The following is a 14,262-nucleotide window of genomic DNA, read 5'->3' as shown; positions in this document are numbered from 1 at the left end:
GGGCCTTCTTCTGCTTCTCGAGGCTACGCCAAGTCTGTAGCCGACATTAACCTTCCATGGCCGCCTGCGGCAATGCCATCACGGTCTCCGCCTTGTGGCAGGCGGCAAGGTGTCCCTCGCCCACCCTGCGTAGCAAGGGCGGAACCTCGCGGCAATGCTGGTCGGCGTGCGGACATCGCGCGACATAGGGGCACCCCGTCGCGACCGCCGATTGCGAGGCGATCGCCTGGGCCCCGCGCCGGCGCCGGCCGCCACCGGCGCGCGCCCGCGGCACGGCATCCAGCAGCGCCCGCGTGTAGGGATGTGCGCAGTGCTCGAACAGATCCTCAGGCCGCCCCTGCTCGACGATACGGCCGAGATACATCACCGCGACCTCGTCGCAGAGATGGTCGACCACCGCGAGGTCGTGGCTGATCAGGATGTAGCTCAGCCCGAACTGCTCCTGGAGGTCCTGCATCAGGTTCAGGACCTGCGCCTGGACGGAAACATCGAGCGCGGAGACCGGCTCGTCCGCGACGATCAGTTTCGGTTGCGTGATCAACGCGCGCGCGATCGCGATGCGCTGGCGCTGGCCACCGGAGAATTCGTGCGGATATTTGTCCATGTCCGCTTCGCGCAAGCCGACCTGCTTCAGCACCGCCGAGACGCGAGCGCGGAACATCGTGCGGTCGGCGTCGTCGAGCACGGTGAGCGGCTCGGCGACGATACGCGCAATGGTCTGGCGTGGATCGAGCGATCCGTAAGGGTCCTGGAACACCATCTGGAAATCGCGCCGGGCGCGGCGCAATTCGTCGGGAGAGATGCGATTGAGATCGCGGCCGAGCAGCGTGACCTCGCCCGCCGTCGGCCGCTCCAGCGCCATCACCACGCGCGCGAACGTGGATTTGCCGGAGCCGGACTCGCCGACGATGCCGAGGCTCTTGCCAGCCTCAACCTGGACGCTGACGCCGTTGAGGGCACGGACCTGCCCGGGCGGGCGGAACAGACTTTCGCGCGGCAGCGTGTAGCGCTGCTCGAGATTCCTCACGTCGAGAAGGGGCGCTGCGGTCATGCGGACAGCGCCCCGACATTCGCAGCCATGGAGACATCGGTTCTGATGCAGCGCACGCCATGCAGCGGTCCGACCTCGACCATCGGCGGCAGCGCCGCCCGGCACGCGTCGATCACGAGCGGACATCGATCGGCGAATGTGCAACCGACAGGCAGATCGGCGAGCTCCGGCACCGTGCCCGAGATCGTCCTCAGTCGCGTCCCCCTGCGCGCGCCGAGCCGCGGGCGCGCTCGGAACAGGCCCTGCGTGTAGGGATGGCCCATGCGGCGAAACACCTGGTCCGTCGGCCCGCTCTCGACGACGGTGCCGCCATACATCACCATCATGCGCTGCACGTTCTCGGCGATGACGCCGAGATCATGCGAGATCAGGATCATCGACATGCCGCGTTCTTCGACGAGATCGGCGATGAGATCGAGAATCTGGCCCTGGATGGTAACGTCAAGCGCAGTGGTCGGTTCATCTGCGATCAAGAGATCAGGCTCGCAGGCGAGCGCCATCGCAATCGTGACGCGCTGGCGCTGGCCGCCGGAGAACTGATGCGGATAGGCATCGATACGTTTGGCCGGATCGGGCAGCCCGACGCGGTCGAGCAAGGCGATCGCCTCCTTGCGCGCTTGGGCTGTGGAATAATTCTTGTGACGCCGCAGCGGCTCGGCGACCTGATGGCCGATCGTGTGCATCGGGTTCAGAGCCGTCATGGGCTCCTGAAAAATCATGCTGATGCGGTTGCCGCGCAGCTTACAGTAATCCGCGTCCGGGAGGCGCGCGAGCTCGCGTCCATCGAGCTTGATGCTGCCGCTCACAACGGCGCTGTCAGGCAGCAGCCCCATCAGCGACAGCGCCGTAACCGACTTGCCGCAGCCGGATTCGCCGACGAGCCCGAGCGTCTCGCCGCGTTTCAGCGCAAAGCTCACGCCGCGGACCGCCTGTGCCGGACCGCGGCTGGTGTTGAGACGGACGCCGAGACCAGCGACTTCGATCAGGGTTGCGGGATCAACCATCGTCACCGCTCCCGCGCCAGTCTGGGATCAAGCAAATCTCGCAATCCATCACCGAGCAGATTGAGGCCGAGCACGGCGACTGCGATCGCAGCACCGGGATACACCGCGAGCATTGGGGACTGGAACAGCATGGTCTGCGCATCGTTCAACATGCGGCCCCATGAAGGCTGCGGCGGCTGCGTGCCGAGGCCGAGATAAGACAGCGCGGCTTCGGCGAGAATGGCCAGCGCAAACTGGATGGTCGCCTGCACGATCAGGATCGACAGGATGTTCGGCAGCACATGCTCGACGGTGATGCGGAAGGCGCCCTTCCCTGACGCGCGCGCGGCCAGCACGAATTCGCGCGCCCAGACCGCGTTTGCCGAACCGCGCGTCAGCCGGGTCAAGGTCGGGATCTGGAAGATACCGATCGCGATGATCGAGGTCACCATGCCTGGACCCGCGACCGCGGCAAGCATGATGGCCGAGAGCACGGCCGGAAAGGCGAAAGTGAAGTCGGAGAAGCGCATGATGATCTCTTCGGTCCAGCCGCGCTTGGCCGATGCGATCAGGCCGAGACAGACGCCGAAGGTCAGACCGATGCTGACGGCGATGACGCCGACCAGGATGGTCGAGCGCGCGCCGGCGAGCAACAGCGATACGATGTCGCGACCGAACGTATCGGTGCCCAGCCAATGCGCCGCCGACGGCGGCTGGAGTTTCGAGGCGATGTCGATCTCATAGGGCGACCACGGTGTCCAGACCAGCGAAAGCAGCGCGGAGATGACCACCAAAAGGCTCAGCGCGCCGCCGATCACAAAGCTGGGGTGCCGCAGCGCGCGACCCCAGAACGTCTGGGCCGACAAGGGTTGCGTTGCGACCGTTGCGTCGGCAGAGGTGGTCAGGGGCGCACTCACAGGTCGTGCACCTTGATGCGAGGATCGATGAAGGCATAGAGCACGTCGACCACGAAATTGACGATGACGACCATGGCCGCCAACAGCATCACGCAGTTGCGCACCACGATCAGATCGCGGTTGGCGATCGACTGGAAGATCAGGCGGCCAAGCCCCGGCAGGTAGAACACGTTCTCGATCACGATCGTGCCCGCAAGCAGATTGGCGAATTGCAAGCCCATCACTGTCATGACAGGAATCATGGCATTGCGCAGCACATGGCTCCACAGCACCTCGCGCCTGCCGAGCCCCTTCGCGCGCGCCGTGCGGACAAAGTCTTCGCGCAGCACTTCCAGCACCGCAGACCGCGTGACACGGGCAAGAATGGCGGCCTGCACCACAGCCAATGAGATCGACGGCAGCAGCAGCGACTTGACGCCGGGCCAGATGCCGTCGTCCCAACCGGCAAAACCGCCGGCGGACAGCCATTGCAGCCGAACGGCGAACAGCAGCACAAGGAGAATGGCGAACCAGAAATTCGGCAGCGCGATGCCGATTTGGGTTAGCGACATCACCCCGACATCGCCGAGCTTGTTATGGTTGGCGGCAGTGTAGATGCCGGCCGAGAGCGCCAGCACCACCGTGATCAGCATCGACATGATTGCGAGCGGAACGGTCAGCACCAGCCGTTCCGCGATCAGGCTCGCGACCGGCGTGCCGTAGACATAGGAGTTGCCGAGATCGCCGACGAGGAGACCCGTGATCCAATGCAGATAACGAACCGCCAGCGGCTGATCGAGCCCGAGCTTGACGGTGAGCGCGCGCACCGCATCGGGCGACGCATCGGCACCCATCAGCATCTGCGCGGCATTACCCGGCAGCGCGTCCAACACCAGGAAAATGATGACGGATGCGCCGACCAGCGTCGCCAGCAATGTCAGGACACGTCGGAGGACAAATACGCTCATGCGCGCTCAGCTTCAGGGCTCATCCGCGGCACGATCAACATGTCCGGACGCCGGACGCAAGCCCTTTGCGGCCCATCGTCCCCTCCTAGGCCGGCCGACGGGACAGGAGATCGGACGAGGCCTCAAACAGCGCGCTGACGTGCAGCAATTCCGCGTCGCCCCGGAAGCGGCCCACGAGCTGGAGCCCAATCGGCATTCCGTCGCGACCAAAACCGCAGGGTAGACTGATCGCGGGGTGGCCGGTCATGTTGAACGGCATGGTCCAGGGGAACCAGTGCGGCCGGACGCTGTCAAACTGCTGGCCGTCGATCTCGATCCGGCCGAACAGGTCCTGGTCGATCGGCAGCGCGGTGCGGGTGAGGGTTGGCATCGCCAGAAGGTGCCCGCGCGCAAGCAGGGATTGCACGCGACGGAACAACGCGGTGCGCGCGAACATCGCCTCCTGGTAGTCGACGCCGCTGACATCAGTCGCCAACGCGATTTGCTTGACGAAGGCTTCGCTGAGGACGTCACCATGCTCGGCCACCAGCTTTGAAAATCGCGAGCGCCAGACGGTGTGGTTGATAGCGCGCCAGATCGGCTCGACGTCGTATCCCTCGCCCGAAAACTCCTCCAGCTCCGCGCCCAGACCCGCGAGGCGATCAAGGCTCGCCCTGAAGGCCGTGGTCACATCCGAGGACACGGGTCGGCCCGGTGGCGACGCACAGAACAGGATCTTTTGTCCGCGCAGATCGCCGCGCGGGGCGGCCGTGCCGATGAAGTCGGGCACGGGCACGCCGATCGACCAGGGATCGCAGGCATCCTCGCCGGCCATTGCCTGCATCATCAGCGCGGTGTCCGCGACGGTGCGCGTGGTCGGCGTGACATAGGTCTGGTTTCCGAACGCATCCAGCGCCTGACTGTGCGCGATCACGCCATTGCTCTGCTTCAGCCCGACCACGCCGTTGCAGGCCGCGGGAATCCGCGTCGAGCCGCCGCCGTCGGTGGCAATCGCCAGCGGCGCGATGCCGCTCGCCACGGCCACCGCCGCGCCGCCGCTGGAGCCGCCGGAGGAGCGCCGCGCGTCCCAGGCGTTGCGGGTGCGGCCGAACAGCGGCGAGTCGGTCAGGCACTTGCTCCCGAACTCCGGCGTCGTGGTCTTGCCGATCAGGATCGCACCTGCGCTGCGCAGCTTTGCGACCGCGACAGCATCCTCGGCGGGCACATTGTCCTTGTAGGGAACGGCGCCGAAGGTCGTCTTCACCCCCTTGGTGTTGACGATGTCCTTGACGGTGACGGGCAGCCCATGCAGCAAGCCGAGTGGCTCGTCAGACATGACCTTGCGCTCGGCTTCGCGCGCCGCGGCCATCGCTTCGTCGCCGCACAATGTGATGAAGCAATTCAGCTCGGGCTGCAACGCTTCGGCGCGCGCGAGCACCGCGGTGGTGATTTCGACCGGCGACACCTTCTTGCGGGTGATACGTTCGCGCAGTTCCGTGGCAGAGAGGAAACAGAGGTCGTCGCTCATCAGGACAGGCTCGCGTCAGGATGTGCGGACCTTGCCAGCGCGCAACTCACCTGTCCATTTCGGCGGATGCATGGCCGCAATCCGCCGGGACATCCCGGGAATCGCGCGGACTACCAGCTCCAGCTGATCTCGTGGCTCCAGGGCGGATCGGCACCGGGGCGGGTGCAGGTCAGGCCGGCGCAGTTGGCGGCAAAGGACAGCGCGCGGCGGAGCTCGTCTGGGCCGATGTCCTTCAATTGCGCCCGGGCGATACGCTCTTGCTTGTAAAGCGCGAACAGCAAGGCAGCCTGAAAGGTGTCGCCGGCGCCGATGGTGTCGGCGACCTCAATCTTCGGCGCCTCGACCTCGATCTGCCCGGCCTTTGCATGCCAGGCAATGGCGCCGTTGTTGCCGCGGGTGACCACGACAAGGCTCGGACCCCGCCCCAACATCGCGCTCGCGCGCTGTTGATACGACTCTTCGCCGAAAAGATAGGCGAAGTCGACGTCTGACATTTTGACGAGATCGGCGCTGGCAGCGAACTCATTCATTCGTGCGAGATAGGCCGGTTTATCCTTGACGAGGTTGGGCCGGCAGTTCGGATCGAAGGAAATCGTCGACGAGGCCTTCGCATCCGCAATCAGAGCCTTCGTTTCGGCAGCGCCCTGGTCGTTGACCAGCGTGGTCGAGCCGACATGGACAGCCGCCACCTTATTGAACGGAATGGTCCCACGCAGAAACCTCCAATTCCGCGTCGCGGTCTCGGCGTCATAGAAGGCGTAATTGGACTCGCCGGCGACGATGCGCACGAAGGCCAGCGTGGTCTGATGATCGCCGCGGGTGGCGAGACCCAGATCGACGTTCGACGCCACGGCGTGCTCCGCGATCATGCGTCCGAACATGTCCGTCGAGATGCCGCCGACGAAACCCGTCGGAGCGCCGAGCCGCGCCATCCCGATCGCAACGTTGAGACAGGAGCCGCCAACCGCCGGCATCACGGCCTCGCGTCCCTCCGCGTTTCTCGTCGGCACGAAATCGATCAGCGCATCGCCGCAGGAAATCAGCATGTCCCTCAACCCTTGACGATATCGCGCATCGCCGCGCGGCTGCGGCGATCGACGTCGCGCAGCAGCTTATATACCTCGCGCTTCCTCGTGTGAAACGCCGCCATTTCAGGCGTCGTCGGCTCGCTCTTGCGCCCAAGCGCCGACATCTTTGCCATGGTCTCGCCGATCGAGGCATAGGCGCCACCGGCGACCGCGCCGAGCATCGCTGCACCCAGCAGCACCGGCTCCTTCGTCTGGGGCAACGCGACGGTGAGGCCGGTGGTATCAGCCATGATCTGCCGCACCAGCGGGCTGCGGCTGGCGCCGCCGCCCATGATCATGATGCCGGCATGCACGCCATGTGCGGCAAAGGCCTCGATCACCTCCGCGAGCCCATAGGCGAGCCCGCACAGACCCGCGATGAACAGCCGTTCCATCGAACCGACATCGGTGTCGAGATCAAGGCCTGCGATCACCGCGCGCGTATCGGGATCGGCGTAAGGCGAGCGATTGCCGATGAATTCGGGGAGCACGTGGACGTCGCGGGCGAGCAGCGCTGCGCGGCTGGCATCGCCGGCACGCGCGATGATGCGGCGTTCGAGGAACTCGATGAGGTCGACACCCTCGGTCTTCGCCGCCGCGCTCGCCTTCGCGTGTCCCGGATGCGAGTTCAGGAGATGGTCGATCGCCGCGCCGGCGGCCGACTGCCCTCCCTCGTTGAGCCAGAAGTCCGGCACCATGCCCGAATAATAAGGACCCCAGACGCCGGGCACAAAGCAGGGGTCCTTCGTCGTCGCCATGATGCAGGCCGACGTCCCCATGATGTAGGCCAGGCGGTCCGTGACATCGGTCGTTCCGCCCGACCCGTCACGGCCGCCAATCGCGCCGATGCCGCCGGCATGGGCATCGATCAAGGAAGCACCAACCGGAATGCCTGCGGACAGGCCGAGATCGGCGGCGGCCCCGCGGGTCAGACCAGCACCGAGCCGTGTGCCGGGTGCGACGATCTCGGTGCCGATGCGGGCGTAGTTCTCGCTGACGAAGTCGGCCAGGCCAATGCGCTTGAAGAACGGGGCACTCCAGCCGCCGCCATCATGCGCGAGGTAGTTCCATTTGCAGGTAACGGTGCAGGTCGAGCGCTGCAGCGATCCGGTGGCGCGCCAGGTCAGATAGTCCGCCAGATCGAAGAAATGCCCGGCGGCGTCAAAGCTCGCACGCATGTGCCGCTTGAGCCACAACAGTTTCGGCATCTCCATCTCGGGCGAGATCGAGCCGCCGACATAGCGCAGCACGGCGTCTTCGGTCTCGTTGATCAGCCGCGCCTCCGCGATGGCACGGTGATCCATCCAGACGATGACGTTGCGCTGCGCCTCGCCAGAGGCGCTGACCGTAACCGGCTGGCCCCTGATATCGAGCACCACCAGGGAACAGGTTGCGTCGAAACCAATGCCGCCGACGCTCTCAGGCGCAATCGCTGCTTCCGCGATCGCCGCCCGTACCGATTTGACGCAGGCCTCCCAGATATCTTCCGACGACTGCTCGACGATGTCGCCGGCCTCGTGCCAGATCCGAATCGGATGCCTGGCGGTCGCAAGCAGCGTTCCCGCTTCGTCAAACACCCCTGCCCGCGTGCTCGTGGTCCCTACGTCGACGCCGATATACGCTCGCGGCATTGTCGCTCCCGGTCGCTTCCGTCAGTCTTGACGCAAGCCTACCAGCAAGTGTAGCCGCCATCCACCAGCACGATGCTGCCGGTCATCAGGCTGGCAGCCTCGGATGCCAGGAACAGGACGACCGAGGCGATCTCCTCGACCTGCCCCATCCGCGCCATGGGGGTTCCACCGATCCAGGCGTCGTACATCTTGGCGTTGCTTTTCACGAAGGCGTTGAGCGGCGTCTCGATATAGGTCGGCGCCACCGCATTGACGCGGATGCCCCGGGCGCCCCATTCCGCGGCCAACGACTTGGTCAGATGGTGCACGCCGGCCTTCGAGGCATTGTAAAAGCACTGCTCCTGCGGCTTGTTGACGATGAAGCCGGACATCGAGCCGACATTGACGATAGCGCCGCTCTTGGCCTTGAGCATGTGCTTGCCGAACTCGCGGCAGCACCAGAAGGTGCCGTTGAGGTTGACGTCGATGACATTGAGCCAGTGCTCGTCGGTCACCGTCTCAGCCGGCGTTTCGCTGCGGGCAATTCCGGCATTGTTGACGAGGACGTCGACCCTGCCGTGGCGGGCGACGAGATCGTTCGCCACCTCCGCCACCCGCTTGGTGTCGGTGACGTCCATAATGGCGGTCTCGATATCGTAACCTTTCGCCTTCAGGCTGGCCCTGGCATCGCCAGCGACCTTGCTGTCGCGGTCGCCGATGATCACTTTGGCTCCGGCCTCGGCCAGCGCTTCGGCGCAGGCCAGGCCAATGCCCTGCCCGCCGCCGGTGATGAACGCGGTCTTGCCGCTCAGCTTGAATTTTTCCAGATACATGGTCGTCTTCCCGTTTCTTGTTAGTTCCTGATCGCATTGCCGCTGGCATCGAAGCGGTGAATGCGGGCGGGGTCCGGCACCAGCGACACGCGGTCGCCGGCATGCAGGCTCAATTCGCCGATGTAACGCGCCGTCAACATCCCGAGCGGCCCCGCATCGACGTAAAGAAAGGTGTCGCTGCCGAGGTGCTCGGCCACCGCGATCGTGCCCTGCCAGCCGCCATCACCGTCGCGCTCAATCTTGAGATGCTCCGGCCGAACGCCGATCGTAGCGGCGCCCTGCTGCGCGGCGCTTTCGCCTGTCACGAAGTTCATCTTGGGCGAGCCGATGAAGCCGGCGACGAAAAGGTTGGCAGGCCGCTCGTACAGCTCCAGCGGCGAGCCGTATTGCTCGATCTTGCCGGCGTTGAGCACGACGATCTTGTCGGCCATGGTCATGGCCTCGACCTGGTCGTGGGTGACGTAGATCGCCGTGGTGCCGAGCTGCTTCTGGAGCCGTGTCACCTCGATGCGCATCTGTACGCGCAATGCGGCGTCGAGATTGGACAGCGGCTCGTCGAACAGGAACCCCTTGGGCTCGCGAACGATGGCACGGCCGATCGCGACGCGCTGGCGCTGGCCGCCGGAGAGCTCACGCGGCTTGCGGTCGAGGTAAGGCGTGAGGTTCAGCGTCGCAGCGGCGGCCTCGACCTTGCGGTTGATCTCGTCCTTGGGCAATCCCGCCATCTTCAGGCCGAAGCCGATATTGCCACGCACGCTCATATGCGGATAGAGCGCGTAGGACTGGAATACCATCGACAGCCCGCGCCTGGCGGGCGGCGTGTCGACGACATTCTTGCCATCGATCAGGATGGCGCCGCCCGTGACATCCTCAAGGCCCGCTATCAGCCGGAGAAGCGTAGTCTTGCCGCAGCCGGACGGACCGACGAAGACAACGAAAGATCCGTCGGCGATATCAAGATCCGCGCCCTTGATGATGTGCACCGGGCCAAACGATTTCTGTACGCCCTGAAGTGTGATCTGACCCATGTTCCGCCAGCCCCTTTTACTTCACCGCGCCGAAGGTGAGCCCGCGCACGAGCTGCTTCTGGCTGAACCAACCGAGGACGAGAATGGGAGCGATCGCCAGCGTGGATGCCGCCGACAGCTTTGCCCAGAACAGTCCTTCCGGACTGGAATAGGACGCGATGAACGTCGTGAGCGGCGCGGCATTCGAGGTCGACAGGTTCAACGTCCAGAACGCCTCGTTCCAAGCCAGGATCAGATTGAGCAGCAAGGTCGACGCGAGCCCCGGGATCGCCATCGGCGTCAGCACGTAGACGAGCTCGCGGCCGATCGTGGCGCCGTCCATGCGCGCCGCTTCGAGGATGTCGCGCGGGATCTCCTTGAAATAGGTGAAGAGCATCCAGATGACGATCGGAAGATTTCCGAGGCAAAGGATAAAGACGAGGCCGATGCGGGAATCGAGCAATCCAAACATCTTGTAGATCAGGTAGATCGGGACCAGAACGCCGACCGGCGGCATCATCTTGGTCGACAGCATCCAGAGCAGGAGATCCTTGGTGCGCTTGGTCGGCGAGAACGCCATCGACCAGGCCGCGGGGACCGCGATCACGAGCGCAACCAGCGTCGAACCGCCGGCGATGATGATCGAGTTCATGGCGTGGAGCAGATAGTCGCTGCGCTCCTGCACCGTCGCATAGTTTTCCGTGGTCCAGTGGAAGAACAGGAAGGATGGCGGGATGGCAAAGGCCTCGAGCTCGGTCTTGAAGCTCGCCAGCACCATCCAGAGGATCGGGAAGAAGATCAGGAAGCCGAAGAACCATGCCCCGATCGTCGAGATCGCGACCTGCCGTGTGGTTGACTTGCGCGCCATGATGTCAGGCTTCCAGGTTGCGGCCGACGATGCGGACGAGGAAGAAGGCGACGACGTTGGCGATGACCACAGCCACGAGGCCGCCTGCGGATGCGCTGCCGACGTCGAACTGGATCAGCGCCTGCGAATAGATCAGGAAGGCGATGTTGGTGGTTTGCAGGCCGGGCCCACCGCCGGTAGTGACGAAGATTTCGGCGAACACGGTCAACAGGAAGATGGTCTCGATCAGGATCACCACGGTGATCGGGCGTGCCAGATGCGGCAGCGTGATGTAGATGAAGGTCGAGATGGCGCTGGCGCCATCCATCTCGGCTGCCTCCTTCTGCTCCTCGTCGAGCGATTGCAGCGCAGTGAGCAGGATCAGGGTCGCGAATGGCAGCCATTGCCAGGCCACGATCAGGATCACCGAGAACAGCGGCAGGTCGTTGAACCAGTCCACTGGCGTCAGCCCGATCAGCTTGGCGAGCCAGGCGAACAGGCCAGACACCGGGTGCATCAGCAAATTCTTCCAGACCAGCGCGCTCACCGTCGGCATGACGAAGAATGGCGCGATCACCATGAGCCGGACGAAGTTACGGCCGATGACGGGCTGGTCCATCAACAGCGCCAGGGGAATACCCAGCAGGATCGTCAATGCCAGCACCGAACCGACCAGCACCAGCGTGTTCTGAAGCGAGGCGAGGAAGGCCGGATCGGTGAGGAAGTAGCGGAAGTTTTCAAGCCCGACGAACGATTCCGAGCCGGGATCGAGCAGGCTGTAATGCAGCGTCGCAAAATAGATCGTCAGCGCGAGCGGAACGATCATCCAGATGAACAGCAGTCCGACGGCCGGGGTCAGGAGCGACCGCGCCAGGAATTGCGTCTGCCGGGTTGCCATCCTCAGGCTCTCCGCTTGGAGGAAGAAGGCGGCCATCCATCGCGCAAGGAGTGGATGGCCGCGAGTTTGAGCTCAGGGAGAGCTCGGGTTCATTTGATGTAGCCGGCGCGCTTCATCTCACGCTCGGTTGCGGATTGCGCAGCGGCGAGCGCCGCATCGACCGTCATCGAGCCCGCAAGCGCGGCGGAGAACTGCTGCCCCACCTGCGTGCCGATGCCCTGGAACTCGGGGATCGCGGCATATTGCACGCCGACATACGGCACCGGCTTCACGGTTGGATGGTTCGGGTCCGCCGCGTCGATCGAGGCCAAGGTCATTTTGGCGAACGGGGCGGCCTTCAGGTACTCAGGGTTCTCGTAGAGCGAGGTGCGCGTGCCCGGCGGCACGTTGGCCCAGCCTTCCTTCGAGGCCACGAGCTTGGTGTAGTCCTTGCTGGTGGCCCAAGCGATGAACTTCTCGGCGGCTTCGGCCTTCTTCGAGCCGGCGGGTATGGCGAGGCTCCACGCCCACAGCCAGTTGGCGTTCTTGCCGAGTCCGGCGTTGGGCGCGAGCGCAAAACCGACCTTGTCGGCGACCTTGGAGTCCTTTGGATTGGTGACGAAGGATGCCGCCACCGTCGCATCGATCCACATGCCGCACTTGCCGGCGTTGAACAGCGCCAGATTCTCGTTGAAGCCGTTCGAGCTCGCGCCGGGAGGGCCGGCCTCCTTCATCAAATTGACGTAGGTCGTGAGCGTCGTCTTCCATTCCGGCGTGTTGAACTGCGGCTCCCACTTCTCGTCGAACCAGCGCGCGCCGTAGGAATTGGCCATGGCCGAGAGGAAGGCCATGTTCTCGCCCCAGCCGGCCTTGCCGCGCAGGCAGATGCCATAGACGCCAGCGTTCTTGTCGGTCAGCTTCTTGGCGGCGTCGATGATGAAGTCCCAGGTCGGCTTCTCCGGCATCTTCAAGCCGGCCTTGTCGAACAGGTCGGTGCGGTACATCACCATCGAGCTCTCGCCGTAGAACGGCGCGGCATAGAGCTTGCCGTCGACGGAGACCGCATCCCTGATCTTCGGCAGGAGGTCGGCGACGTCGTAATCGGCGCCGAGATTGGCGAGCGGCACCAGCCAGCCCTTCTTGGCCCAGATCGGCACCTCGTAGGTACCGATGGTCAGCACGTCGAACTGGCCGCCCTTGGTGGCGATGTCGGTGGTGACGCGCTGGCGCAGCACGTTTTCCTCGAGGGTCACCCATTTCACGGAGATGTCGGGGTTTGCCTTGGTGAATTCGCCGGTCAGGCCCTGCATCCGGATCATGTCGCCGTTATTGACGGTGGCGATCGTCAGGGTCGTTTCAGCCATCGCGGGGACGGCAAGCAGTACGTATGCGCCGCAGACGGCGCCCAGAACGTGTTTCACGGTGTCCTCCCTCAACTCGCGCTTTGAGCATATGCCCACGCGTTGAGCGTATGTTCGGCCGAGGTGCGGCAGATGTCAAGCAGGCGCGCACGCATCTCGGCAACTTATGAGTGCTGCGGTGCGGGAGCGGACGGCGTAGTGCGTGCGCGGATGATGATCATTATTCGAGCCGAGCGCCCACGGCTTGCTCGACCTCTTCCGCAAGCGGGAGACGGAGCCGAATCCCGTTGCCGCGCCAGCTCAGCGCTCCAGGATCGCCCTGGCGGTGGCCTCGTCGGTGATCAGGCCGTTGATCAGTCGCCCGTTCAGCGCGGCCGCAATCGCCGGCACCTTGGCCGCACCGATTGCAGCCCCGATCGTCGTGGTCTTCGCCGGCACCTCCGGCGGAATGCTGGTGAGGCGCTTGTTGGTGCCGGCCTTGAGCAGTCGCCCCTTGGAATCATAGGCCCAGCCGGTGATCTCGCCGATGGCACCCTGCCGCATCATCTCGAACAATTCGTCACGCGTGACAAAGCCGTCGACATGGACCTGCGCCTTCTGGTCCATCTGGCCGATGCCGACGAGGCGCAGATCCGCCTTGGCCGCGACCGCCTTCACCTTGGCGATCGGCTCGATCCGTACCATCTTGTTGCGCTCGTCTTCGGACGACATCAGGAACGGCAGCGGCATCGGATAGTGCCGCGCGCCGGTCCGGTCGGCGAGACGGCCGACGGTGTCGTAGAAGCTCGCCGAGCCGTCGGCCGAGATGTTGCCGACCAGCGAGACGATCTGATGGTTGGGCCGGTCGATCGGCGTGACGCGCTCGACCGCGGCGCGCACCGCCCGCCCCGTGCCAAGCGCGACGATCACGGGGGTCTCCGAGCGTAGCGTCGCATCGAGCAGGTTGGCGCAGCGCTCGGCGATACCGGCCGTGGCCTGTGGCGCAGCAGGGTCGGCCGGCACGACCTCGCAATGGCTGAGGTGAAACCGCTCCTTCAACCGTGCGGCCAGTTCCATGCAGGCAGCGATCGGATGATCGAGTCGAAAGGTGATGAGCCGTTCGGCGAGGCACAGCGACACCAGCCGCTGCGCCGAGGCGCGCGATACCTGCAGCATCTTTGCGATCTCGTCCTGGGTGTGGCCGGCAATGAAATAGAGCCAGCCGGCGCGCGCCGCGTCATCGAGCCTTGATTTTTCGTTCTCCGCGGCCATACGG

13 protein-coding genes are annotated in these 14,262 nt (G+C 64.7%); all 13 read right to left on the bottom strand.

Annotated features, from left to right (window positions below):
* Positions 1–46: 46 nt before the first annotated feature.
* Complete coding sequence (locus ACVW16_RS30685) at positions 47–1,051, bottom strand: ABC transporter ATP-binding protein (RefSeq protein ID WP_456734618.1); 1,005 nt, start codon at positions 1,049–1,051, stop codon at positions 47–49.
* A complete protein-coding gene (locus ACVW16_RS30680; protein ID WP_456734617.1) occupies positions 1,048–2,055 on the bottom strand; it encodes an ABC transporter ATP-binding protein in 1,008 nt (335 codons plus the stop codon). Before ACVW16_RS30680 ends, ACVW16_RS30685 begins: the two co-directional genes overlap by 4 nt.
* 2 nt (positions 2,056–2,057) lie before the next feature.
* Positions 2,058–2,951, bottom strand: a complete 894-nt coding sequence (locus ACVW16_RS30675) for an ABC transporter permease (RefSeq protein WP_456702726.1) — start codon at positions 2,949–2,951, stop codon at positions 2,058–2,060.
* Positions 2,948–3,898, bottom strand: a complete 951-nt coding sequence (locus ACVW16_RS30670) for an ABC transporter permease (protein WP_456702725.1) — start codon at positions 3,896–3,898, stop codon at positions 2,948–2,950. Before ACVW16_RS30670 ends, ACVW16_RS30675 begins: the two co-directional genes overlap by 4 nt.
* Positions 3,899–3,983: 85 nt before the next feature.
* Positions 3,984–5,405: an amidase gene (locus ACVW16_RS30665; protein ID WP_456734616.1), complete on the bottom strand. Its 1,422-nt coding sequence runs from the start codon at positions 5,403–5,405 to the stop codon at positions 3,984–3,986.
* Positions 5,406–5,515: 110 nt separating this feature from the next.
* Complete coding sequence (locus tag ACVW16_RS30660) at positions 5,516–6,451, bottom strand: carbohydrate kinase family protein (RefSeq protein ID WP_456702723.1); 936 nt, start codon at positions 6,449–6,451, stop codon at positions 5,516–5,518.
* A 5-nt stretch (positions 6,452–6,456) separates the two neighbouring features.
* Positions 6,457–8,103, bottom strand: coding sequence for an FGGY-family carbohydrate kinase (locus ACVW16_RS30655; protein ID WP_456734615.1), 1,647 nt, complete (start codon positions 8,101–8,103; stop codon positions 6,457–6,459).
* Between the two features lie 38 nt (positions 8,104–8,141).
* Positions 8,142–8,915, bottom strand: a complete 774-nt coding sequence (locus ACVW16_RS30650; RefSeq protein WP_456702721.1) for an SDR family NAD(P)-dependent oxidoreductase — start codon at positions 8,913–8,915, stop codon at positions 8,142–8,144.
* Positions 8,916–8,935: 20 nt separating this feature from the next.
* A complete protein-coding gene (locus ACVW16_RS30645) occupies positions 8,936–9,943 on the bottom strand; it encodes an ABC transporter ATP-binding protein (protein ID WP_456734614.1) in 1,008 nt (335 codons plus the stop codon).
* Positions 9,944–9,959: 16 nt separating this feature from the next.
* A complete protein-coding gene (locus ACVW16_RS30640) occupies positions 9,960–10,790 on the bottom strand; it encodes a carbohydrate ABC transporter permease (RefSeq protein WP_456734613.1) in 831 nt (276 codons plus the stop codon).
* Positions 10,791–10,794: 4 nt separating this feature from the next.
* A complete protein-coding gene (locus tag ACVW16_RS30635) occupies positions 10,795–11,667 on the bottom strand; it encodes a carbohydrate ABC transporter permease (RefSeq protein ID WP_456702718.1) in 873 nt (290 codons plus the stop codon).
* An 89-nt stretch (positions 11,668–11,756) separates the two neighbouring features.
* Positions 11,757–13,010, bottom strand: coding sequence for an ABC transporter substrate-binding protein (locus ACVW16_RS30630; RefSeq protein ID WP_456705230.1), 1,254 nt, complete (start codon positions 13,008–13,010; stop codon positions 11,757–11,759).
* A gap of 297 nt (positions 13,011–13,307) precedes the next feature.
* Positions 13,308–14,258, bottom strand: coding sequence for a sugar-binding transcriptional regulator (locus ACVW16_RS30625; RefSeq protein ID WP_456734612.1), 951 nt, complete (start codon positions 14,256–14,258; stop codon positions 13,308–13,310).
* Between the last annotated feature and the right edge of the window lie 4 nt (positions 14,259–14,262).

The organism is Bradyrhizobium sp. USDA 4474 (assembly GCF_054057515.1).
The sequence above is the reverse complement of the archived record's forward strand: the minus strand, read 5'-3'. Positions and strand labels throughout refer to the sequence as shown.